18 protein-coding genes are annotated in these 24,136 nt (G+C 55.8%); 12 read left to right on the forward strand and 6 right to left on the reverse strand.

Features of this window, described 5'->3' with window-relative positions:
- Window positions 1-37: 37 nt before the first annotated feature.
- From xni to queF, 5 genes are all read right to left on the reverse strand, one after another.
- Window positions 38-793 carry a flap endonuclease Xni gene (gene xni, locus ACTJJI_RS17860; RefSeq protein ID WP_014833106.1) on the reverse strand — a complete coding sequence of 252 codons (756 nt, stop codon included), beginning with the start codon at window positions 791-793 and terminating at the stop codon, window positions 38-40.
- 112 nt (window positions 794-905) lie between these two features.
- Window positions 906-2,273, reverse strand: a complete 1,368-nt coding sequence (gene sdaB, locus ACTJJI_RS17865) for an L-serine ammonia-lyase II (RefSeq protein ID WP_014833105.1) — start codon at window positions 2,271-2,273, stop codon at window positions 906-908.
- A 63-nt stretch (window positions 2,274-2,336) separates the two neighbouring features.
- Complete coding sequence (locus ACTJJI_RS17870) at window positions 2,337-3,626, reverse strand: HAAAP family serine/threonine permease (protein ID WP_014833104.1); 1,290 nt, start codon at window positions 3,624-3,626, stop codon at window positions 2,337-2,339.
- Between the two features lie 510 nt (window positions 3,627-4,136).
- Entirely contained in the window at window positions 4,137-5,501 is a 1,365-nt protein-coding gene (gene ppnN / locus ACTJJI_RS17875) for a nucleotide 5'-monophosphate nucleosidase PpnN (protein ID WP_008499641.1), read from the reverse strand.
- A gap of 116 nt (window positions 5,502-5,617) precedes the next feature.
- Window positions 5,618-6,460 (reverse strand): NADPH-dependent 7-cyano-7-deazaguanine reductase QueF, encoded by an 843-nt coding sequence (gene queF, locus ACTJJI_RS17880; RefSeq protein ID WP_047361409.1) that lies wholly within the window; start codon window positions 6,458-6,460, stop codon window positions 5,618-5,620.
- Window positions 6,461-6,529: 69 nt separating this feature from the next.
- On the opposite strand from queF, the gene syd reads away from it, so the two are divergent.
- The 8 genes from syd (at window position 6,530) to ACTJJI_RS17920 (ending at window position 14,893) form a co-directional block, all read left to right on the forward strand.
- Window positions 6,530-7,075 (forward strand): SecY-interacting protein, encoded by a 546-nt coding sequence (syd, locus tag ACTJJI_RS17885; RefSeq protein ID WP_014833102.1) that lies wholly within the window; start codon window positions 6,530-6,532, stop codon window positions 7,073-7,075.
- 631 nt (window positions 7,076-7,706) lie between these two features.
- On the forward strand, window positions 7,707-8,036 hold the full coding sequence (locus ACTJJI_RS17890) for a YqcC family protein (RefSeq protein ID WP_046889057.1): 330 nt from the start codon (window positions 7,707-7,709) through the stop codon (window positions 8,034-8,036).
- Window positions 8,033-8,818, forward strand: coding sequence for a tRNA pseudouridine(65) synthase TruC (gene truC / locus ACTJJI_RS17895; protein WP_047361410.1), 786 nt, complete (start codon window positions 8,033-8,035; stop codon window positions 8,816-8,818). The genes ACTJJI_RS17890 and truC overlap by 4 nt, the downstream gene beginning before the upstream one ends.
- Window positions 8,819-8,833: 15 nt before the next feature.
- Window positions 8,834-9,283: a flavodoxin gene (locus ACTJJI_RS17900; protein ID WP_440655042.1), complete on the forward strand. Its 450-nt coding sequence runs from the start codon at window positions 8,834-8,836 to the stop codon at window positions 9,281-9,283.
- A 334-nt stretch (window positions 9,284-9,617) separates the two neighbouring features.
- Window positions 9,618-10,973, forward strand: coding sequence for a galactarate/glucarate/glycerate transporter GudP (gene gudP / locus ACTJJI_RS17905; RefSeq protein WP_014833099.1), 1,356 nt, complete (start codon window positions 9,618-9,620; stop codon window positions 10,971-10,973).
- Window positions 10,973-12,313, forward strand: a complete 1,341-nt coding sequence (locus ACTJJI_RS17910) for an enolase C-terminal domain-like protein (RefSeq protein ID WP_063426812.1) — start codon at window positions 10,973-10,975, stop codon at window positions 12,311-12,313. The genes gudP and ACTJJI_RS17910 overlap by 1 nt, the downstream gene beginning before the upstream one ends.
- 15 nt (window positions 12,314-12,328) lie before the next feature.
- The gene (gudD, locus tag ACTJJI_RS17915; protein ID WP_440655045.1) at window positions 12,329-13,666 is read left to right on the forward strand and encodes a glucarate dehydratase; all 1,338 of its coding nucleotides are present in this window, start codon (window positions 12,329-12,331) and stop codon (window positions 13,664-13,666) included.
- An 87-nt stretch (window positions 13,667-13,753) separates the two neighbouring features.
- Window positions 13,754-14,893 carry a glycerate kinase gene (locus ACTJJI_RS17920; protein WP_050860310.1) on the forward strand — a complete coding sequence of 380 codons (1,140 nt, stop codon included), beginning with the start codon at window positions 13,754-13,756 and terminating at the stop codon, window positions 14,891-14,893.
- Window positions 14,894-14,968: 75 nt separating this feature from the next.
- Here ACTJJI_RS17920 and barA read toward each other — a convergent pair whose 3' ends face one another.
- Window positions 14,969-17,728: a two-component sensor histidine kinase BarA gene (barA, locus tag ACTJJI_RS17925; protein ID WP_047361414.1), complete on the reverse strand. Its 2,760-nt coding sequence runs from the start codon at window positions 17,726-17,728 to the stop codon at window positions 14,969-14,971.
- A 57-nt stretch (window positions 17,729-17,785) separates the two neighbouring features.
- On the opposite strand from barA, the gene rlmD reads away from it, so the two are divergent.
- The 4 genes from rlmD to pyrG all read left to right on the forward strand — a co-directional run bounded on the left by rlmD (window position 17,786) and on the right by pyrG (window position 24,086).
- Window positions 17,786-19,084: a 23S rRNA (uracil(1939)-C(5))-methyltransferase RlmD gene (gene rlmD, locus ACTJJI_RS17930; protein WP_050860309.1), complete on the forward strand. Its 1,299-nt coding sequence runs from the start codon at window positions 17,786-17,788 to the stop codon at window positions 19,082-19,084.
- 51 nt (window positions 19,085-19,135) lie between these two features.
- Window positions 19,136-21,367 carry a GTP diphosphokinase gene (relA, locus tag ACTJJI_RS17935; protein WP_013098518.1) on the forward strand — a complete coding sequence of 744 codons (2,232 nt, stop codon included), beginning with the start codon at window positions 19,136-19,138 and terminating at the stop codon, window positions 21,365-21,367.
- A gap of 66 nt (window positions 21,368-21,433) precedes the next feature.
- Window positions 21,434-22,225 (forward strand): nucleoside triphosphate pyrophosphohydrolase, encoded by a 792-nt coding sequence (gene mazG, locus ACTJJI_RS17940; RefSeq protein WP_440655049.1) that lies wholly within the window; start codon window positions 21,434-21,436, stop codon window positions 22,223-22,225.
- Window positions 22,226-22,448: 223 nt separating this feature from the next.
- Window positions 22,449-24,086, forward strand: coding sequence for a glutamine hydrolyzing CTP synthase (gene pyrG / locus ACTJJI_RS17945; RefSeq protein ID WP_013098516.1), 1,638 nt, complete (start codon window positions 22,449-22,451; stop codon window positions 24,084-24,086).
- Window positions 24,087-24,136: the final 50 nt, after the last annotated feature.

The following is a 24,136-nucleotide window of genomic DNA, read 5'->3' on the forward strand; positions in this document are numbered from 1 at the left end:
TCACCCGAACCCTCTCCCCAACGGGGAGAGGGGACTCTTAACGCTCTAACCTCAACTGCTGTAAATTCCCGTCCAGCTGTAAATCCGTCTGTAACGTCGCCACATCCCGGCAGATAAAGGCCATCTCTTTATGTGCCTCCAGCTTCTTGCGCCATTTTTCCGGGACCTCATCGAGCCGGGCGTAAATCCCTTCCAGATCCTGAAAATCCGTCAGGAGTTGTGCGGCACTCTTGGGTCCAATACCGGCAACGCCCGGCACCTTAGAACTGCTGATCCCCGCCAGCCCCCAGTAGTCAGGAAGCTGTTCAGGCGAGACGCCAAATTCACTGGCAATAAACGGGGCGTCGAGCCAGCGTTTCTGGAAGTAATCACGAATGCGGATAGTGGGAGAGAGCAGCTGACAGTAGCCTTTATCCGTCGATACAATGGTTGCCTGATGCCCGGCGCTGGCCACTTTGACCGCAAGCGTCGCCGCCAGATCGTCGGCTTCATTGCCCTGGGCGCCCCAGCAGGGCACGCCGCGCTGTTCAAATGCCGTGCGAATCATCGGCATTTCTGAATGCAAATCGTCCGGCATCGGGGCGCGTCCGGCTTTATAGTCCGGCAAACGCTGATGTCGCCAGCCGGAATTACGCGCCTCATCATCAAACACGGCCACGACATGCGTCGGTTCGCTGTGGCGAATAAGTTGCTCCAGCGCGTGCAGACAGGTGTCCTTACAGGGCGTACCTTGCACTGCATGGATCCGGCGAATCAGGTTGAGCGCGTCGACGATAAGCAAATGAACAGCCACAGATATTCTCCCTTAACTCTCATGGCTAAAGGGTATCACTGTCGGCAGGATGAAACGAATAGCGTGAGGAAAAACAGGAAGAAGCCTCGCAAAACGAGGCTTCCTGAGCGGCTTAATCGCAGGTGACGATCTTCATTGCCAGACCACCGCGAGAGGTTTCACGGTATTTGGCGTTCATATCTTTACCGGTTTCGTACATGGTTTCGATAACCTTATCGAGGCAGACGCGTGGCTCGCTGGTGCGGCGCAGCGCCATACGTGCGGCGTTCACTGCCTTGACGGAGGCGATCGCGTTACGCTCGATACACGGCACCTGAACCTGTCCGGCAACCGGGTCACAGGTCAGCCCCAGGTTATGCTCCATGCCGATTTCGGCGGCAATGCATACCTGCGCCGGGCTTGCACCCAACAACTCTGCCAGACCCGCTGCGGCCATGGAACAGGCCACGCCGACTTCACCCTGACAGCCCACTTCCGCGCCGGAAATGGAGGCGTTCATCTTGTACAGTGACCCAATCGCACTGGCGACCAGCATATAGCGCGCCAGCGAGTTCGCATTCACTTCACGGATAAACTTGTCGTAGTACGCCAGCACCGCCGGAACAATACCGCAGGCTCCGTTGGTTGGCGCGGTGACCACGCGGCCACCCGCGGCGTTCTCTTCATTTACCGCCAGGGCGAACATGTTGATCCAGTCCACCACCGCCATCGGGTCGGTTGTCGTTTTGTCGGTGCTCACCAGCATACGGCGCAAGGCGGCTGCACGGCGCGGTACGCGAAGCTTACCGGGCAGAACGCCTTCGGTGGTGATACCGCGTTCAATCCCGCCGCGCATCACCTCCCAGACGTTAGCAAAGTGCTGTTCCAGCTCCGCTTTACTGTGCAGGGCCAGTTCGTTTTTCATCATCAGGCCAGAGAGGGAGAGGCCCGTCTCCTGGCAGTGACGCTGTAAATCCGCCGCCGTTTTGTACGGATACGGCACCTCGACAGAAGCGGTATTGGTTTGACCAAAGTGGTCTTCGTCGACGATAAACCCGCCGCCGATAGAGTAGTACGTCTGGCTGTAAACCGCGGTGTCACCTGCCAGGGCGGTAATACGCATACCGTTTTCGTGCAGTGACAGGTTGTCGGCATGGAAATTCATGCAGCGATCAACCGGGAATTCCACTTCGTGTTCGCCATTTGCCAGCAGCAGGCGACCGTGGGTATTAACGTCCTGGATGAAACCAGGGATCGCATCAATATCTACGGTATCCGGCAGGTTACCCGCCAGGCCCATGATAATGGCGATATCGGTATGGTGGCCTTTACCGGTGAGGGAAAGGGAACCGTATACATCGACAACCACGCGGGTAACGTCGTGCAAAATACCGCGTGCAATCAAGTCATCCGTGAACTGTTTACCGGCTTTCATTGGTCCGACAGTGTGAGAGCTGGAAGGACCAATACCGATTTTGAAAATATCGAATACGCTAATCATGATGCGTCCATTGCTTTCAGTCAGAGAGGAGAAGTGCGCCGCCCGAAGACGGCGCTGGAGGTATTAGCTGAACAGTGAGTAGAAAATGGCAGAGATGGCAATCAGACCCATAACCACAACGAACACGTTGCTGATATGGCCGCTGTATTTACGCATCGCAGGGACTTTCTGAATCGCGTACATCGGCATCAGGAACAGAATCATTGCGATAACCGGGCCGCCCAGGGTTTCAATCATGCCCAGGATGCTTGGGTTGAGCGTTGCAACGGCCCAGGTGGTCAGCAGCATAAACAGCGCAGTGATTTTGTTCAGTTTGCTGATTTCAATGCTCTTGCCTTTACCACGCAGAGATTTAATCACCATACCGTTGAAGCCTTCACGTGCGCCCAGATAGTGGCCCAGGAAGGATTTGGTGATAGCGATAATCGCGATGATTGGCGCCATCCAGGCAATCAGCGGAGCGTTAAAGTGGTTTGCCAGGTAAGACAGAATAGAGATGTTCTGCTCTTTCGCTGCCGCCAGGTCCGCCGGGGAGAGGCTCAGTACGCAGCTGAAGACAAAGAACATCACAGTCAGCACCATCATGATGTGTGCACGTGCCAGGATGCTGGAACACTTCTTCTCTGCGCCTGCACCGTACTCTTCACGTTTCGCCACGGCGAAGGAAGAGATGATCGGGGAGTGGTTAAAGGAGAAGACCATCACCGGAATCGCCAGCCACAGGGTCATCATCAGACCATTACCGGTCGCAGATGCGCTGCTCAGGGACAGGGTTTCCAGCGCTGCACCGTTCCACTGTGGGATCAGGTAGCAGGCCAGCACCATCAGGGCGGCAACAAACGGGAACACCAGAACGCTCATCGCTTTCACGATCATCTGCTCGCCGAAGCGCACGATGGTCATCATACCGACGATCAGGATCAGAGACAGAATGGCACGCGGTGGCGGCGTCATCTGCAGCTGGTGCGTCATGAAGCTTTCAACGGTGTTGGTGATCGCCACGCTGTAAACCAGCAGAATCGGGTAAATCGCGAAGAAGTAGAGCAGGGTAATCAGTTTACCTGCGCCGATACCAAAGTGTTCTTCAACCACTTCAGTAATGTCTTCGCCCGGGTTTTTACCAGACAACACAAAGCGGGTCAGACCGCGGTGTGCGAAGAAGGTCATCGGGAACGCGATGATGGCCATGATGATCAGCGGGATCAGACCGCCGACACCTGCGTTGATAGGAAGGAACAGTACACCAGCGCCGATTGCTGTGCCGTAAAGGCCAAGCATCCACATGGTATCCGTTTTGCGCCAACCACTTCGGGATTCAATCGAAGCAACGGTGCTGGTTTGAGTGGTTTCCATCTGTATCTCCTGGAGGAAGCAAATTGTCAGGTTTGTAGTCAAATCCGATGAAAAAATGCCTGACGGTAATATGAAATTCGTTCAGTGACGGTTTTTTAATAATTTTCACCCGTAACTATTGGCGGGCGGAAAGATACATTCTACTTATGAATGTATCAGTGATCGCGATCCCAAATGCAATAATCCACTCATGATGTGGGTATATTTAGACCATTTCTCTGTTAAAAAAACATCAAAGAGAATTTACGGGCGCGAAGGCTACCATTAACAACATGTGGCCTGAAAGAGTGGCCCCTAAGATAGGTGTCTTACGCTGTAAAGACGGTGGGTTTTAGGATTTTCTGATAAGTAATTTGCTTTAAAGCTGATAATTTATGGTTTCAAAATCCAGGTAATCGTTTGCGTTCGCTGCCTGTTTGTAAATCGTATAAGCGATGGCTATGAATTGATGCGAAAAAAAGCCGGGTAGCGACAGAACGCGACCCGGCCCTCAGATGTACGATTGAAACGTTATGTACAGATTTCGTAGCAAGGAATGTAAGCTGAGCCCGGCAGCTTCATGCGGTGTTGGGCGACAAAGCCCTGCAGCATGTCATCCATGCGGCGCATCATCTCCGGGTCACCGTGGATCTTATACGGGCCATACTGCTCAATGGCGCGGATCCCCACCTCTTTCACGTTACCCGCCACAATGCCGGAGAAGGCGCGTCGCAGGTCGGCGGCCAGCACTTCCACCGGCTGGTCCGGATAGAGTTTCAGGTTCGCCATATTCTCATGCGAAGGCTCGAATGGGATCTGCAGATCCGGCGCGATACGGATTGACCAGTTAAAGCTGTAAGCATCTCCGGTATCACGACGGTTCTCTTTCACCAGCGGCATCGCCTTTTTCATCTGACGCGCCACTTCTGCGGCATCGTCAATGATAATGCGATAGTGACGACGTGCGGCTTCACCCAGCGTATGAACGATAAACTCGTCCAGCACACGGAAGTAGTCGGCACTCTCTTTCGGCCCGGTCAGGATTAACGGCAGAACCTGATCTTTGTTGGCCGGGTTCATCAGGATCCCCAGCAGGTAGAGCAGCTCTTCCGCCGTTCCTACCCCGCCCGGGAAGATGATAATGCCGTGGGCGATACGGACAAACGCTTCAAGACGTTTTTCGATATCCGGCATGATAATGAGTTCGTTAACCAGCGGGTTAGGTGGCTCAGCGGCGATGATTGACGGCTCGGTCATGCCGATAAAGCGCCCCTCTTTGTATCGCTGCTGGGCATGACCCACGGCGGCACCTTTCATTGGCGCTTCCATCGCGCCTGGACCACAGCCGGTGCAGATATTCAGCTCGCGCAGACCAAGCTGGGTTCCCACCCGACGGGCGTAGAGATATTCGGTTTCGTTAATCGAGTGACCGCCCCAGCAGACGACCATATTCGGTGCTTCGCCAACGTGGAGGGCACGGGCGTTACGCAGAATAGAAAACACCAGGTTGGTGATATGAACCGAGCTTTCCAGGTCAAGATGCTGGAAGCGGCCCGCGTTGTGGATCTGCCCGTTAACAAACAGGATGTCACGCAGCACGGCAAACAGGTTGGCCTGCAGGGAACGAATAATCCGCCCGTCGACGAAGGCCTCTTCCGGCGGGTTAATGACTTCAAGTTTCACACCGCGCTCGCGGCGCAGCACGTTGATATCAAAGCTTTCGAAGCGGGATAACAGTTCTTTACTGTTGTCTGTCAGGCTTCCGGAGTTCAGTACGGCAAGTGAACAGTTACGAAACAGTTGATAAAGATCGCTGCTGGCCGTGCGTTTAAGCATGTCCACTTCCAGCTGCGACAACATATCCATTGAGCCAAGCGGGCTAATATGTGTAATCAAGTGAGCTCCTTATGGGACGATTATCGTCATTCCCTGTTGATTACAATAGCCCTGGCGTGTGACGTTTCACAACCTAAAGCGCGTCATTACTCGCCCATATTGTGAAAATATTTATATTACTGACGTACCAGTCGACCGGTTGCAGGCACAAAATCGGTATTGGTGCGCCACGGGTTAATATCCAGCCCACCACGACGGGTATAGCGCGCGTACACGCTCAATGTCTCTGGCTGACAGAAGCGCTGGATATCGTTAAAAATGCGCTCCACGCACTGCTCGTGAAATTCATTGTGGTGACGGAACGACACCAGATAGCGCAGCAGCTTTTCCCGGTCAATTTTCGGGCCGCGATACTGGATCTGCACGGATCCCCAGTCCGGCTGGTGGGTAATCAGGCAGTTGGACTTCAGCAGATGGCTGACCAGCGTCTCCTCCACGATCTTCCCGCTCGCCGCAGTTTCGAGGTACTCCGTGCTGAATTCGTAGTTATCCACCTCGATATCCTGATCGTCGATGCAGGTGCCGTTAAAGTGGGCGATGGGCTGTCCCTCCAGCTCATTCAGGCGATACAGCGCAACGCTCACGTCGCCCTGGGCGCAGGCGCGTAAATCACGCTCCAGCGTGCGCTGGACCTCTTCCAGACTGGTGAATTTTGTCTGATTAAAACTGTTGAGGTACAGCTTAAAGCTTTTGGATTCCACCAGGTTCTGGCTGGCGTGGTCCAGCTCAACCTGGCCCACCGCCACCTGCGGCAGACCGCGAGCATTAAGCCAGGAGAGTTCATACAGCGTCCAGATATCACCGCCGACAAACGGCAGCGCGTCTGCACGTAATCCTAAAGGATCGCGGTTGAGGCTGCGTGGAACACCCTGCAGCAGGCTGGCATCGTAGGTGTCGCGGTAATCGGTCGATTTGCCCAGCGTTAAGCCGGTTAACGCCTGATGATTTTCGTAAGACATGTTTCATAGTCACTTTACAGGTACACTTATGGGCTGAGTTTATCCTGTCTTACCAGAAGAGAGAAATCGGTGGATATCGAAACTGCAAATGCCCTTAAGACCTTCACGACCCGCTACTGCGACGCCTGGCATGATGCGCGCGAAACGTGGCCGCAAAGTGCTGATTTATATGGTGTGCCGTCGCCCTGCATTATCTCTTCGGTGGATGACTACGTTATCTGGCAACCGCAGCCCTGGAGTGGCGAGCAAAATGTAAATGCGGTTGAACGCGCAATGGACCTTGTGGTACAACCAGCGATTCACGCGTTTTACACCACGCAGTTTGCAGGGGATATGCCTGCCCGCTTTGGTGATGTGGCGCTGACGCTGTTGCAGACCTGGAGCGAAGACGATCTGCAGCGTGTTCAGGAAAACCTGATTGGTCATCTGGTCACGCAAAAACGCCTTAAGCTTTCTCCGACACTCTTTATTGGCACTCTGGACAGTGAACTGGATGTTATCTCCGTCTGCAACTTGTCCGGTGAGGTGATCAAAGAGACTATCGGCACCCGCAATCGCGAGACGCTCGCCCCCTCTCTTGCGGATTTCCTTACCCGTCTTGAGCCGCTTCTGTAATCCTTCATGCTACAGCGCGTGTGAGAGATCTCTTACACGGTTTGTGAGAGATCGCCGCAACATTCAGTATTACCTTACGGAATTAAGAATAATATTATTATAACTATCAAGGTATTAGTCTGTTTCTGACTCATCATCCCTGCGATCCTTAAGCTTACGACCCTCACAGGGTGGGTTGTAAGACGAAGCGGAATAGCGGATTCTATCTCTGTCGACAGGATGCCGACACGAGAAACGAACATCAGGATGATGGCGTTACTCAAACTGGACACGTCAGGATGGCGCTGCAGGAAGGCTTCAGGATGAAGCAAAAGGATAACGCAGGATGCGTAAGGGACACCTCCAGGAAGGAGAACGAGAGCCGGTCAGGAAGAACGGTGGGTCAGGATGGCCAGGACGTTTCAGGATGAAACAGACACATCAGGACGATGTGCGCGGGATGCAAAAGGTTTACGGATGACCAGGCCTTCGGGCTTCAGGAAAAGTTGTCACGGATGAGCAGGGAGCATGAATTGTAGCTGGAATGCTGCGAAACGAACCGGGAGCACTGTTTTTACAGTGCTCCCTTTTTTTATTTCTGCTGCCTGCAATGCTATGCTGCGCACCGTTCTTTTTTTCAGTTGAGGTTACTATGACGCAACACGATAGCGTTCGTGCCCGGTTGCACGCCATCGAAGCTCTTTTGCGCCAACATCAGCTGTGGCAGGAGACCGCGCCGCAGCCAGAAGCGTTCGCAAGCACCCAGCCGTTCTGCCTGGATACGCTGGCGCCGTTTGAGTGGCTCCAGTGGGTGTTAATTCCCCGTATGCATGCGCTGCTGGAAGGGGGACACCCGCTGCCGCAGGCGTTTGCTGTCTCGCCTTACTATGAAATGGCGCTGGAGGTCACCCACCCGGCGCGTGCTGTCATACTGGCTGAGCTGGAAAAGCTGGATGCGCTGTTTGCCGGTGATGACGCATGACGCTTGAGATCCTCTATCAGGATGAGTGGCTGGTGGCAGTGAACAAACCGTCGGGATGGCTGGTGCACCGCAGCTGGCTGGATCGTGACGAGAAGGTGGTCGTGATGCAGACCGTGCGCGACCAGATTGGTCAGCATGTGTTTACCGCCCATCGCCTGGACCGACCCACTTCCGGTGTACTGCTGATGGGATTGTCCAGCGAAGCCGGTCGTCTGCTGGCGCAGCAGTTTGAGCAGCATCAGATCCAGAAACGCTACCATGCGATTGTGCGTGGCTGGCTGACAGAAGCCGCGACGCTTGACTATCCTCTGGTGGAAGAGCTGGACAAAATCGCCGATAAATTTGCCCGCGATGACAAAGGCCCGCAGCCCGCGGTGACCGGGTATCGCGGTATGGCGACCACCGAAATGCCGGTGGCAACCAGCAAATTTCCCACCACCCGCTACAGCCTGGTTGAGCTTTTGCCCAAAACCGGGCGTAAACACCAGCTTCGCCGACACCTGAAGCATTTACGACATCCGATTATCGGCGACAGCAAGCATGGCGATCTGCGGCAGAACCGCAGCGCGGCCGAACATTTTGGTTGCGATCGTCTGATGCTGCACGCAAGCGAACTGAGCCTGACGCACCCGTTTACCGGTGAACCGCTGACGATCCATGCGGGTCTGGATGATGTCTGGATGCAGGCGCTGTCACAGTTTGGCTGGCGGGGGCAACTCCCCAAAAATGAAAGGGTTGAGTTTGTCTCAGGCAACGTTCAGGATGAACAGCAAGCGCAATAATTAAGGGAACACATCATGGCTGAAGTAGGCATTTTTGTCGGCACAATGTACGGCAACTCGCTGCTGGTAGCGGAAGAGGCTGAAGCGATACTCGCAAGCCACGGGCATAAAGCCACGGTTTATGAAGACCCGGAACTGGCAGACTGGGAAGAGTATCAAGATAAATACATTCTGGTGGTGACCTCCACGACCGGGCAGGGCGATCTGCCGGACAGCATCGTGCCGCTGTTCCAGGGCATTAAAGACCGGCTTGGCTATCAGCCGAACGTGCACTACGGCATCATCGCCCTGGGCGACAGTTCTTACGCCAATTTCTGCGGCGGCGGTAAGCAGTTCGACGCACTCCTTCAGGAACAGAGCGCCCAGCGCGTGGGCGAGATGCTGCTGATTGACGCCGGTGAACACCCGGAACCCGAAAGCGAGTCAAACCCGTGGGTTGAGAACTGGGCCACACTTCTCAAATAACATCCTGCCCGGCGGCGCTTCGCTTGCGCGGGCCTACGGGTGTTCCAGGCCGGGTCAGGCGGTGCCGCCACCCGGCGATAACGTCCGCCCTAAACGCCAATTCCGTGAACCATCTTCCACTCTCTTAGGCTTTTGCCACAAACAACCGTTCTCATGCCCCTCAATGTTGTGTTTTTGCACGGTGAGAGAACGTGTCACTCCTTCATATACTTTCCCGGTCACAATAAAACGGCTTCAGGCCGTACCAAAACGACAAACACCAATCTCATTCTGATTACCCTACCGGTGCTGTACAGAGTGAACCAGGCGAAAGCTATGTTTCAGGAGTGCAACAATGAGTACATTAAGCCACGCGGCGAGCAGCGCGGAGAAGCGCACTAATGCTCGCTACTGGATAGTGGTGATGCTGTTTATCGTCACGTCCTTTAACTATGGTGACCGCGCCACGCTGTCGATTGCCGGCTCTGAAATGGCGAAAGATATAGGGCTTGATCCGGTTGGCATGGGGTATGTTTTCTCCGCATTTTCATGGGCCTATGTTATCGGTCAGATCCCGGGAGGCTGGCTGCTCGATCGTTTTGGATCCAAGCGCGTCTACTTCTGGTCCATCTTTATCTGGTCGATGTTTACCCTGTTGCAGGGCTTCGTCGATATCTTCAGCGGCTTCGGCATTATCATTGCGCTCTTTACCCTCCGTTTTCTGGTGGGGTTAGCGGAAGCGCCTTCATTCCCCGGTAATAGCCGCATCGTGGCCGCCTGGTTCCCGGCACAGGAGCGAGGAACGGCGGTGGCGATTTTTAACTCTGCCCAGTATTTCGCGACGGTGATCTTTGCGCCGATTATGGGCTGGCTGACGCATGAAGTGGGCTGGTCACACGTCTTCTTCTTCATGGGGGGACTGGGGATCGTCATCAGCTTTATCTGGCTGAAAGTGATCCACGAGCCGAACCAACATCCGGGCGTAAACAAGAAAGAGCTGGAGTACATTGCGGAAGGCGGGGCGCTGATCAACATGGATCAGAAAACCCAAAAAGCAAAAGTCCCGTTCAGCCAGAAATGGGCGCAGATCAAGCAGCTTGTCGGTTCACGCATGATGATCGGCATCTACCTGGGACAGTACTGCATCAACGCCTTAACCTACTTCTTCATCACCTGGTTCCCGGTATATCTGGTGCAGGCGCGCGGTATGTCGATTCTGAAAGCGGGCTTTGTCGCCTCTGTACCGGCTATCTGCGGCTTTGTCGGGGGCGTGCTGGGCGGGGTGATTTCCGACTGGCTGATGCGTCGTACCGGTTCGCTGAACATCGCCCGTAAAACGCCAATTGTGCTCGGCATGTTGCTTTCGATGACCATGGTGTTCTGTAACTACGTCAGCGCGGAGTGGATGATCATCGGCTTTATGGCGATGGCCTTCTTCGGGAAAGGCATTGGTGCCCTGGGCTGGGCGGTCATGGCGGATACCGCGCCAAAAGAGATCAGCGGCCTGAGCGGTGGGCTGTTCAACATGTTCGGCAACATCTCCGGTATTGTCACCCCGATTGCCATTGGCTACATCGTCGGGACCACGGGCTCATTCAACGGTGCGCTGATTTATGTGGGTGTGCACGCCCTGGTGGCGGTCCTGAGCTATCTGGTGCTGGTGGGTGATATCAAACGTATTGAACTCAAACCTGTAGGGGAGCGTGGCTGATGACAACACAATCGAGCCCGGTCGTCACCGATATGCAGGTCATCCCGGTGGCCGGACAGGACAGTATGCTGCTTAACATTGGCGGCGCGCATAACGCCTGGTTTACCCGCAATATCGTGGTGCTGACCGACAGCGCAGGGAACACCGGCGTTGGAGAAGCGCCGGGCGGTGAGGTGATTTTCCAGACGTTGTCAGATGCCATCCCACAGGTAGTCGGCCAGGAGGTCGCCCGTCTGAATAAAGTGGTTCAGCGTGTCCACAAAGGCAACCAGTCGGCGGACTTTGATACCTTCGGCAAAGGCGCCTGGACGTTTGAACTGCGCGTCAATGCGGTCGCCGCGCTGGAGGCCGCGCTGCTCGATTTACTCGGAAAGGCGCTGAACGTTCCGGTCTGCGAACTGCTGGGACCGGGCAAACAGCGTGATGCGGTGACGGTACTGGGTTATCTGTTCTACGTTGGCGATCGCCACAAAACCGATCTGCCTTATCTGGCGCGCTCACCGGGTCACCATGAGTGGTATCACCTGCGTCACCAGGAGGCGCTCTCCAGTGACGCGGTGGTTCGGCTGGCCGAGGCGGCACAGGACCGCTACGGTTTTAAAGACTTCAAGCTCAAAGGCGGCGTATTACCTGGCGAGCAGGAGATTGAAACCGCGCGTGCCCTTAAGAGACGTTTTCCGGATGCCCGCATCACCGTTGACCCTAACGGCGCATGGTTGCTGGACGAAGCGATCGCCCTGTGCAAAGGGCTGGGGGATGTCCTGACCTATGCGGAAGACCCGGTTGGGGCTGAACAAGGCTTCTCGGGTCGCGAAGTGATGGCGGAATTCCGACGCGCCACCGGCTTGCCGGTCGCCACGAACATGATCGCCACCAACTGGCGCGAAATGGGCCATGCGGTCATGCTGAACGCGGTCGATATTCCGCTGGCAGACCCGCACTTCTGGACGCTTTCAGGCGCCGTGCGTGTGGCGCAGCTCTGTGATGACTGGGGGCTCACCTGGGGTTGTCACTCCAATAACCATTTCGATATTTCGCTGGCGATGTTTACCCACGTTGGCGCGGCGGCACCGGGTCACCCAACCGCTATCGACACACACTGGATTTGGCAGGAGGGTGAGGCCCGCCTGACGAAAAATCCCCTGGAAATTAAAAACGGCACCATTGCCGTACCGGATGCGCCAGGGCTGGGCGTGGAGCTTGACTGGGATCAGGTCCACAAGGCTCATGAAGCGTATAAAAAACTGCCGGGCGGCGCGCGTAATGATGCCGGGCCGATGCAGTACCTGATCCCCGGCTGGACATTTGACCGTAAGCGCCCTGTTTTTGGACGTCACTGATAAAAGGATTGCACCATGAGCACGTTGACCACCCCTGTTGTTACTTCCATGCAGATCATTCCGGTTGCCGGTCATGACAGCATGCTGATGAACCTGAGCGGGGCGCATGCACCGTTCTTCACCCGCAATATTGTCATTATCAAAGATAATGCCGGGCATACCGGCGTGGGGGAAATCCCGGGCGGTGAGAAAATCCGCAAAACGCTTGAAGACGCCATCCCGCTGGTGGTGGGAAAAACGCTGGGCGAATATAAAAACGTCTTAAATAGCGTGCGGAATACCTTTGCCGATCGCGATGCGGGTGGCCGCGGGCTGCAAACGTTCGATCTGCGCACCACCATCCACGTGGTGACCGGCATCGAAGCCGCCATGCTGGATCTGTTAGGCCAACATCTGGGGGTTAACGTTGCTTCCCTGCTGGGTGAGGGGCAGCAACGCAGTGAAGTGGAAATGTTGGGCTATCTGTTCTTTGTGGGTGACCGCAATCTGACGCCGTTGCCGTACCAGAGCCAGCCGGACGAGAAATGTGACTGGTACCGGCTCCGCCACGATGAAGCGATGACGCCGGATGCGGTGGTGCGCCTGGCGGAAGCCGCGTATGAAAAGTATGGTTTTAATGATTTCAAACTGAAGGGTGGGGTGCTGGCCGGGGAAGAAGAGGCGGAAGCTATCTCCGCCCTGGCTAAACGTTTCCCGCAGGCGCGCGTGACGCTGGATCCGAACGGGGCCTGGTCGCTTGATGAAGCGATCGCCATCGGCAAGCAGCTGAAAGGCGTGCTGGCCTACGCGGAGGATCCGTGCGGGGCTGAACAAGGCTTCTCGGGTCGTGAAGTGATGGCGGAGTTCCGCCGCGCCACCGGTTTGCCTACCGCGACCAATATGATCGCCACCGACTGGCGTCAGATGGGGCACACCTTGTCCCTGCAGTCCGTGGATATCCCGCTGGCTGACCCGCATTTCTGGACGATGCAGGGTTCAGTACGCGTGGCGCAGATGTGTCATGAGTTTGGCCTGACCTGGGGCTCGCACTCCAACAACCACTTCGATATCTCGCTGGCGATGTTCACCCACGTGGCAGCCGCCGCGCCGGGCACGATTACCGCGATCGATACCCACTGGATCTGGCAGGAAGGCAATCAGCGCCTGACAAAAGAGCCGTTTGAAATCAAAGGGGGCATGGTGCAGGTTCCGTCGACACCGGGTCTGGGCGTAGAGCTGGATATGGATCAGGTGATGAAAGCCCACGAGCTGTACCAGAAACACGGGCTGGGTGCGCGCGATGACGCGATGGCGATGCAATACTTAATTCCGGAATGGACCTTTAACAACAAACGCCCCTGCATGGTGCGTTAAGCGACGTGCCGGTTCCTGCGGGAGTCGGCATTTTCGGGAGCCCGGTGGGTGTATGCTTAAAGTAGTGAATTTGCGTAAGGATGGCTTATGAAAATTGTTATCGCACCGGACTCGTATAAGGAAAGTTTGAGTGCACTTGAGGTCGCGACGGCCATAGAGCGTGGTTTTCGCGAGATCTTTCCCGAGGCGACTTACGTCAAACTACCGGTCGCGGATGGTGGGGAGGGGACCGTAGAAGCCATGGTCGCCGCAACACAAGGGCGAATCGTGCATGTCCCGGTGACCGGCCCGTTGGGCGAGCGTGTGGAAGGATTTTATGGGCTATCCGGTGATGAGCAGAGCGCATTTATTGAAATGGCGGCCGCAAGCGGCCTGGAACTGGTCGTCCCTTCGCAACGCAATCCTCTGAAAACCACCTCCTGGGGAACCGGAGAACTGATCCGCCATGCGCTGGATGCCGGGGTTAAACACATCATTATTGGCATTGGCGGCAGCGCGACCAACGACGGCGGTGCGGGCATGGTGCAGGCGCTGGGGGCAAAACTGCTGGATGCCAGTGGACAACCCCTTGGACAGGGCGGGAGCGAGCTGGGGAAACTTGCCCGTATCGACCTTGGCGGGCTGGACAAACGTCTGGCGGAGTGCCGGATAGAAGTCGCGTGTGATGTGACGAATCCGCTCACCGGAAAGGATGGCGCATCAGCCGTATTTGGTCCGCAAAAGGGGGCTACCTCCGAGATGATCGTTACCCTGGACAACGCGCTTGCACAGTATGCGAGAGTGATTGCCCGGGATCTGGATATCGATGTGCTGAACCTTGCTGGCGGCGGCGCGGCGGGTGGCATGGGGGCCGCGCTGTACGCCTTTTGCGGCGCGCAGTTGCGCCAGGGCATTGAGATCGTGACCGATGCGCTACACCTGGCCGACCAGGTGGCCGATGCGGATTTGGTGATCACGGGAGAAGGTCGCATCGACAGCCAGACGATCCACGGTAAAGTCCCGGTGGGCGTGGCGAAAGTAGCGAAACGCTTTAACAAACCCGTCATCGGCATTGCAGGTAGCCTGACGGCGGACGTTGGCGTGGTACACGATCATGGTATTGATGCGGTGTTTAGCGTGATTTACACCATCTGCTCGCTGGAAGATGCGCTGGAAAATGCCAGCGAGAACGTCAGGATGACCGCAAGGAATATCGCGGCGGTGCTGAAAGTCGGGCAGGGGATGTAGTTCTCCCTCTCCCTGTGGGAGACGGGCGGGGTGAGGGTGCAGGCCCGGTAAGCGTAGCGCAACCGGGCTTATACCTCAGTTTCCTAACACTTTCATCGCTTCCCGCGTTACGTTATCCATCTCATCCAGCAATTCCAGGAACTCCGGTTCCAGTTCAGATTCTGAAGTCCCTGCGCGTAGCTGCTGTTCCAGCAGCTGGCAGAGATTTTTGAGCCGTGGCACGCCGCTGTAACCGCAGCTACCGTGCAGCTTATGGATAGCCTCCAGCAGATCCTCCGGGTTTTCACCCACCAGCTGTTCTTCAACCTTATTACGAATTTCCGGCAGGAATGCGACCAGCATCTGGAGCATTTCACGGGCTAAATCGGGCTTACCCGCCGCCTGGCGTAACGCCAGCTGCCAGTCGAAGGTGGCGTTCTGATTCACACTTATCTCAACCGGCTCGGCTGATAAGGTGTACGTTCCGCCGATATGTCCCGGTTTGTAGCGCAACAGCAGGTTATGCAGTTTCTCTTCGTCGATAGGTTTCGCCAGATAATCGTTCATTCCGGCGCTGAGCAGCTTCTCTTTCTGACCGGCCATGGCGTGCGCTGTCACGGCAATGACAGGCGTTTGCTGCTGATGAGGAAGCTGACGGATTAACTCGCAGGCGCGAATGCCATCCATCCCGGGCATCTGGATATCCATCAGGATTAAATCGAACTGCATCTGTTTAGCCTGTTCAACCGCCTCAGCACCGTTGGTGCACAGCTCAACATGCTGGACCTGATCCTCAAGCAGCACGCCAATCAGCTTCAGGTTTGCCGGGTTATCATCCACCGCCATGACGCTCATCGGCAGCCTCTGTTCATCATTCTCCAGCGCCACGGCATGTTGATTCAGGCGGCAATATGCCGTCAGTGCGGGTAGCAGACGTGTGGCGGTGAGGGGTTTAAGCAGACAGGCAGCCGCCCCGTCATTTTTCAACTCTTCGGCATTGATCTGGGCATGGCACGGCAGCGCCAGCAGCAGGTAATCGGTCATCGACGCGGCTTTCGCCAGCCGTTCCTGCTGCATCGTGAGTTCGCCGGTAAACGTCACCGGGATCCCCATCAGCAGGATGTCGTAATGCTCAACGGTCAATGCAGAGAAGGTCGGGCTGTAGACCACCTCCAGCGGCGTGGTGCTTAAGATATCCAGCGTGCACTGGGCTGCCGCGGCATTTGGCTCCACGTAAGCGAGGCGCTTGCCTTTCAGGCAATCCGTCACCGGACCGTCCGTCAGCACGTTCGGGTTGAGATCCAGGTTGATATGGAACCAGAACGTCGACCCCCGGTTTGGCTGGCTGTGGAAAGAGATATCACCGCCCATCTCTTTAACCAGTTTTTGCGTGATAACCAGGCCCAGGCCCGTACCACCGTGACGCCGTGAAATACTCGCATCCGCCTGACGAAACGCCTGGAACAGACGGGATTGATCCCGCTCGGGAATGCCGATGCCGGTATCGCGGATCTGTACTTCAATCTGGACCTTGTTATTACTGATGGAGCGTTTTTCCACCAGAATGTCGATATTGCCGCTTTCGGTAAATTTGATGGCATTACCGACAAGATTGGTGATGACCTGCTGCAGGCGCAGCGGATCGCCGATGACGTTATCCGGCACGTCGTTTTTAATGTTCAGCGTCAGCTCAAGCCCTTTGTCATGCGACGAGTGCGCCAGCAGCGTGACCACCTCATCAAGCGTACTGCGCAGCGGGAACGGAATACTCTCCAGAATCAGCTTGCCGGCTTCCAGCTTGGAGAAGTCCAGCACATCATTAATGATAGCCAGCAGATTGTTGGCCGAGCGTTCAATGGTGTGCAGGTGATCGCGCTGGGTGGGGTTAAGCTCGCTTTTCAGCGTCAGACGGGTAAAGCCAATCACGCCATTGAGGGGCGTACGCAGCTCGTGCGACATATTGGCAAGGAACTCCGATTTAATTCGCGCCGCTTCCTGGGCCCGCTTTTTCGCCAGATCCAGCTCGACGTTCTGGATCTCCATCTGCTCCAGCGTTTCGCGCAGATCCGAGGTGGCCTGATCCACGTTATGCTGCATCTCTTCGTGATAGGCCGCCAGCGACATCGCCATCGAGTTAATGCCGTTTTTCAGCATGTCCAGCTCGCCCAGCATAAACCCTTCCACGCGGCTATCGAGCTGGCCCCGGCGGATGCGGTCAACGGTGTTGACCATGTTGCGGATGGGCCCGGTCACATCGCGCATCAGGCGCCAGCCAAAGATAAGCGCAATACCGATACAGAACAGCATCATCACGCCGGAGATAAAAATTTCTTTGTACTGCTGCAGCCGCACCGACTTGAGATCCAGCTCCAGCGCCACATATCCGAGCATATTGCTGCTGGACTTGGCGTCGGATTGCGCGGACTCATCCGGCGAATAACTCTCCGAAATAATCGGCGTGCGCAGGATCATAATATCGCCGCGTCGCATCACCGTGAGGTGGCGCGGGAATGGCGTACCGTCAGGAATTTTTAATGCTGCCGGGTCAAGATGAAAATTAGAGGTGACGAACAGGCGGTTATGCTCGTCATAGACGGAGATCGCACGCACAATATCCGAGTGGCGGCGATGCAACACACTGATTAACTGACCAATCGATTCGCGGTTTTGCAGGTTCATCCCGTATTCGCTGGACACGGCCAGCGGTTCGATGATGCTGGCTCCGGCATCTTCCAGCTGTCGCTGCAGGTCGTTATAGCGGTGCACAACGAAGAAGATACTCAGCAGCAAACCGATGAGAACGGTGGGGGCGAGGATCAAAATCATCATGCGCGCGCGCAGGCTGTAGTTGGTCATGGCGTTCCGTTATGGGACAATTAAGATAATTATGTATATTTGAGAAAATTCCCGGCGATGGCGCAATTCTACTCTGCAAAGCGACGCGTGACGACGCGTCAGATCATTACTGTCGAAGCCACGGACCTTGATCCTTTTGGTCAGGGAGTGGCGCGCCACAATGGTAAGACACTGTTTATAACAGGTTTGCTGCCCACAGAACGAGCAGAAATTACGCTGACGGAAGATAAACGCCAGTACGCACGCGGGAAAGTATCGCGCCGTCTGACCACCAGCCCGGAGCGCACAGAGCCCCGGTGCCCGCATTTTGGCGTCTGCGGAGGCTGCCAGCAACAACATGCCAGCGTAGTTTTACAGCAAAAAAGTAAGAGTCACGCCCTGGCACGCCTGCTCAGGCATGACGTTGACGACATCATTGACGACCAACCCTGGGGCTATCGTCGTCGCGCGCGGCTGAGTCTCAGCTATCAGCCCAAAAACGAGCGGCTGGAGATGGGATTTCGCAAAGCGGGCTCCAGCGATATCGTCGATATCAGGCAGTGCCCCATTTTGGTGCCCCGTCTTGAGGCGTTGCTCCCGGCGGTGCACGCATGTCTGTCCGGGCTGGACAATGTTCGCCACCTCGGTCACGTGGAACTGGTCCTGGCAAACAATGGTCCGCTGATGGTGCTGCGCCACACCGCGCCGCTGTCAAAAAAAGACCGCGAAAAACTGGAACGCTTTTCGCATTCCCACGAGCTGGCGCTTTTTCTCGCCCCACAAAGCGAGATACTGGAGCAGGTTACAGGTGAAGCGCCCTGGTATGCGTCAAACGGACTACGCTTAACGTTCAGTCCGCGGGATTTCATCCAGGTTAATGACGGCGTCAATCAGCAGATGATCGAAACCGCGCTGACGTGGCTGGATGTCCAGCCGACCGACCGCGTGCTTGATCTCTTCTGCGGCATGGGCAATTTCACGCTGCCGCTGGCCCGTAAAGCGGCAAGTGTGGTGGGGGTGGAAGGCGTCGAGGCGCTGGTGACAAAAGGCCAGGAGAACGCGCAACAGAACGGCTTGCAAAATGTGACATTCTTTCATCAAAATCTGGAGGAAGATGTCACGCAGCAGCCCTGGGCGAAACAGGGCTTTGACAAAATTCTGCTCGACCCTGCACGCGCAGGCGCACCGGGCGTGATGCAGCATATAATTAAACTCGCCCCGAAACGCGTGGTCTACGTTTCCTGTAACCCGGCAACGCTTGCCCGGGATAGTGAGGCATTACTCAGCGCGGGTTACCAGATTCAGCGTCTGGCAATGCTGGACATGTTCCCGCACACTGGGCATCTGGAATCGATGGTGTTGTTCGAGCACATCTAATTTGTTTGGCTTGTCGACTTCGACAGGCCCTGGTCCCTAAAGGAGAGGACGATGGTTGCGGTAAGAAGTGCACATCTTAATAAAGCTGGTGAGTTTGACCCTCAAAAATGGATCGCAAGTCTGGGAATTTCCAGCCAGCAGTCGTGTGAACGCTTAACCGAAACCTGGGCCTATTGTCAGCGCACCACGCTGGGGCATCCGGACGCCGAACTGCTGCTGTGGCGCGGCGTGGAGATGGTCGAAATCTTATCCATGCTCAATATGGATATCGAAACGTTGCAGGCCGCGCTTCTGTTCCCGCTTGCCGATGCGGACGTCGTCACGGAAGACGTGCTGCGCGAAAGCGTCGGAAAATCGGTCGTGGCGCTGATCCACGGCGTACGCGATATGGCGGCCATTCGTCAGCTCAAAGCGGCGCATACCGATTCCGTCTCCTCTGAACAGGTCGATAACGTTCGCCGCATGCTGTTGGCCATGGTGGATGATTTCCGCTGCGTGGTGATCAAGCTTGCCGAGCGTATCGCTCACCTGCGAGAAGTGAAGGACGCGCCAGAAGACGAACGCGTACTCGCCGCCAAAGAGTGTACTAACATCTATGCGCCGCTGGCGAACCGCTTAGGGATTGGTCAGCTCAAATGGGAGCTGGAAGACTACTGCTTCCGTTACCTGCACCCGGCGGAATATAAGCGCATTGCGAAACTGCTGCATGAACGCCGTATCGACCGCGAACACTATATTGAAGAATTTGTCAGCGGGTTGCGCCAGTCGATGAAGGAAGAGAACGTCCGCGCCGAAGTGTACGGTCGGCCAAAGCATATCTATAGCATCTGGCGCAAAATGCAGAAGAAACACCTCGCCTTTGACGAGCTGTTCGACGTGCGTGCCGTGCGTATTGTGGCGGAGCGTCTGCAGGACTGCTACGCCGCACTGGGGATCGTGCACACGCACTTCCGCCATCTGCCGGATGAGTTCGATGACTATGTCGCCAACCCGAAACCTAACGGCTACCAGTCTATTCATACCGTGGTGCTGGGCCCCGGCGGCAAAACGGTTGAAATCCAGATCCGTACCAAACAGATGCACGAAGACGCCGAGCTGGGTGTCGCCGCGCACTGGAAATACAAAGAAGGGACCTCGGGCGGAGCGCGCACCGGTCACGAAGACCGCATTGCCTGGCTGCGTAAGCTGATTGCGTGGCAGGAAGAGATGGCCGACTCCGGCGAGATGCTCGACGAAGTGCGCAGCCAGGTCTTCGACGACCGGGTGTACGTCTTTACCCCGAAAGGGGACGTGGTGGACCTGCCGGCCGGGTCAACGCCGCTCGACTTTGCCTATCACATCCACAGCGATGTCGGGCACCGCTGCATTGGCGCGAAAATCGGCGGGCGCATTGTACCGTTCACCTACCAGCTGCAGATGGGCGATCAGATCGAAATCATCACCCAGAAGCAGCCAAACCCGAGCCGCGACTGGCTGAACCCGAACCTCGGGTATGTCACCACCAGCCGCGGACGCTCCAAAATTCACGCCTGGTTCCGTAAACAGGATCGTGACAAGAACATCCTTGCTGGTCGCCAGATCCTGGATGATGAGCTGGAGCATATTGGCATCAGCCTGAAAGAGGCGGAGAAGTTCCTGCTGCCGCGCTACAACTTTAACGAGCTCGATGAGCTGTTAGCGGCGATTGGCGGCGGCGATATTCGTCTGAATCAGATGGTGAATTTCCTGCAGGCGCAGTTCAACAAACCAAGTGCGGCGGAGCAGGATGCGGCGGCGCTGAAACAGCTGCAGCAAAAAACCTACGCCCCGCAGCAGCGCAGCAAAGACAATGGCCGCGTGGTGGTGGAAGGCGTCGGCAATCTGATGCACCACATTGCCCGTTGCTGCCAGCCTATCCCGGGCGACGATATCGTTGGCTTTATCACCCAGGGGCGCGGGATTTCGATTCACCGCTCCGACTGTGACCAGCTCGCTGAGCTGCAGTCGCATGCGCCGGAACGTATCGTTGAAGCGGTCTGGGGTGAAAGCTACTCTGCCGGCTACTCGCTGGTGGTGCGCGTCACCGCCAACGATCGCAGTGGACTGCTGCGCGACATTACGACCATTCTTGCCAATGAGAAGGTCAACGTGCTGGGCGTCGCCAGCCGCAGCGATACCCGCGAGCAGCTTGCCACTATCGATATGACCATCGAAATCTACAACCTGCAGGTGCTGGGCCGCGTGCTTGGCAAACTGAACCAGGTCCCGGATGTGATTGACGCGCGTCGTCTCCACGGCGGTTAAACATCCTCTTCTGTAAGCCGGGTAAGGCAACGCCGCCACCCGGCATTTTTTCATCAGGACAGTACTATGACTCAAATCGACCGCCTGCTCGGCATCATGAAACGCCTGCGCGACCCGGAAAACGGCTGCCCGTGGGATAAAGAGCAGACCTTCGCGACCATCGCCCCGTACACCCTCGAAGAGACTTACGAAGTGCTGGACGCCATTTCACGTGAGGACTTCGACGACCTGCGCGGCGAACTCGGTGACCTGCTGTTCCAGGTGGTGTTCTACGCGCAGATGGCGCAGGAAGAGGGGAGCTTTAATTTTGACGATATCTGCGCCGCTATTAGCGACAAGCTTGAGCGTCGTCACCCGCATATCTTTGGCGATGCCACAGCGGGCAACAGCGCGGAGGTACTGGCGCGCTGGGAGCAGATTAAAAGCGCCGAGCGGGCTGAGAAATCCCAGCACTCTGCGCTGGATGACATCCCGCTGAGCCTGCCCGCCCTGATGCGTGCCCATAAGATCCAGAAACGCTGCTCGGCAGTGGGGTTTGACTGGCACTCGCTTGGTCCGGTACTGGATAAAGTCCACGAAGAAATTGACGAAGTGATGCACGAAGCGCAGCAGGCCGTGGTGGATGAAGCAAAGCTTGAAGAAGAGGTGGGCGATCTGCTGTTTGCCACCGTCAACCTTTCGCGCCACCTGGGTGTAAAAGCGGAAACGGCCCTGCAAAAAGCCAACCTTAAGTTCGAGCGACGCTTTCGCGAAGTCGAGCGCATTGTGGCCTCGCGCGGCCTGGAAATGACCGGAATTGACCTCGATGTAATGGAAGAAGTCTGGCAGGAAGTAAAACGCCAGGAATCTGATCTCTAACGGAATTTTGCGATCAAGCGCAATTTGTGTGATTTTTTAAATGACAAGCGCTTGATTTGCGTCAAAAACATTTACCCAAAAGGGGCTATTTTCTCACTCCTTATGTTTGTCATGGCCTGGAATGGAGACGGAGAATGAAAGTTTGTGGCGCTCGCCGTGTTCGGGTATACTACTTTCCCGTCCTGGTTATTCCATCGTTTCACCCTAACTTCTCAGGTTCAGCATGACAACGAACTATATTTTTGTGACCGGCGGGGTCGTATCCTCTCTGGGTAAAGGCATTGCCGCAGCCTCCCTCGCAGCCATTCTTGAAGCCCGTGGCCTCAATGTGACCATGATGAAACTGGATCCGTACATCAACGTCGATCCGGGCACCATGAGCCCAATCCAACACGGGGAAGTGTTCGTTACTGAAGACGGCGCTGAAACCGATCTGGATCTTGGCCACTACGAGCGTTTCATTCGCACCAAAATGACCCGTCGTAACAACTTCACGACTGGCCGTATCTACTCCGACGTTCTGCGTAAAGAGCGCCGTGGTGATTATCTGGGTGCGACCGTTCAGGTTATCCCGCACATCACTAACGCTATCAAAGAACGCATCATTGCGGGTGGCGAAGGCCACGACGTGGTGCTGGTTGAAATCGGCGGTACCGTGGGTGATATCGAATCCCTGCCGTTCCTGGAAGCGATTCGCCAGCTGGCGGTTGATATCGGTCGTGAACACGCGCTGTTCATGCACCTGACGCTGGTGCCTTACATGGCAGCCGCTGGTGAAGTGAAAACCAAACCGACTCAGCACTCCGTGAAAGAGCTGCTCTCCATCGGTATTCAGCCTGACATTCTGGTTTGCCGCTCCGATCGCGCGGTTCCGGCGAACGAACGTGCGAAAATTGCATTGTTCTGTAACGTGCCGGAAAAAGCCGTTATTTCAATGAAAGATGTCGATTCCATTTATAAAATCCCGGGCCTGTTGAAATCACAGGGCCTGGACGATTATATTTGTAAACGATTCAGCTTGAACTGTCCGGAAGCTAACCTGTCTGAATGGGAACAGGTTATTTATGAAGAAGCCAATCCGGCAGGTGAAGTGACTATCGGTATGGTCGGCAAGTACATCGAACTGCCGGATGCCTATAAGTCCGTTATCGAAGCGCTGAAACACGGTGGTCTGAAGAACCGCGTCTCCGTGAACATCAAGCTGATTGATTCGCAGGATGTTGAAACACGTGGCGTCGAAATTCTGAAAGATCTGGATGCGATTCTCATCCCTGGCGGCTTCGGCTACCGTGGTGTAGAAGGCAAGATCGCCACTGCACGCTATGCGCGTGAAAACAATATTCCATACCTCGGCATCTGCCTGGGTATGCAGGTTGCGCTGATCGAATTTGCGCGCAACGTAGCGGGAATGGAAAACGCGAACTCTACGGAATTTGTGCCAGACTGTAAGTACCCTGTAGTGGCGCTTATCACTGAATGGCGCGACGAAGACGGTAACGTCGAAGTCCGTACCGAGAAGAGCGATCTGGGTGGCACTATGCGTCTTGGCGCACAGGCCTGCCAGCTGTCTGACGATAGCGTGGTTCGTAAGCTGTACGGCGAACCGGTCATCACCGAGCGTCATCGTCACCGCTATGAAGTCAACAACATGTTGTTGAAACAAATTGAAGCTGCGGGTCTGCGTGTTGCGGGCCGCTCCGGGGATGATCAGTTAGTCGAGATCATCGAAGTGCCAAACCACCCGTGGTTTGTCGCCTGCCAATTCCACCCGGAATTTACTTCAACGCCACGTGACGGGCATCCGCTGTTTGCAGGTTTCGTAAAAGCCGCCAGCGAGTATCAGAAGCGTCAGGCGAAGTAAAAAAGTTAGAACGGCAACGCGTACCCTCGGTACGCGTTGTTTGTCTGGAG

It is taken from the genome of Enterobacter sp. 22466, from assembly GCF_052044775.1.
Classification (GTDB): Bacteria; Pseudomonadota; Gammaproteobacteria; order Enterobacterales; family Enterobacteriaceae; genus Enterobacter; species Enterobacter dissolvens.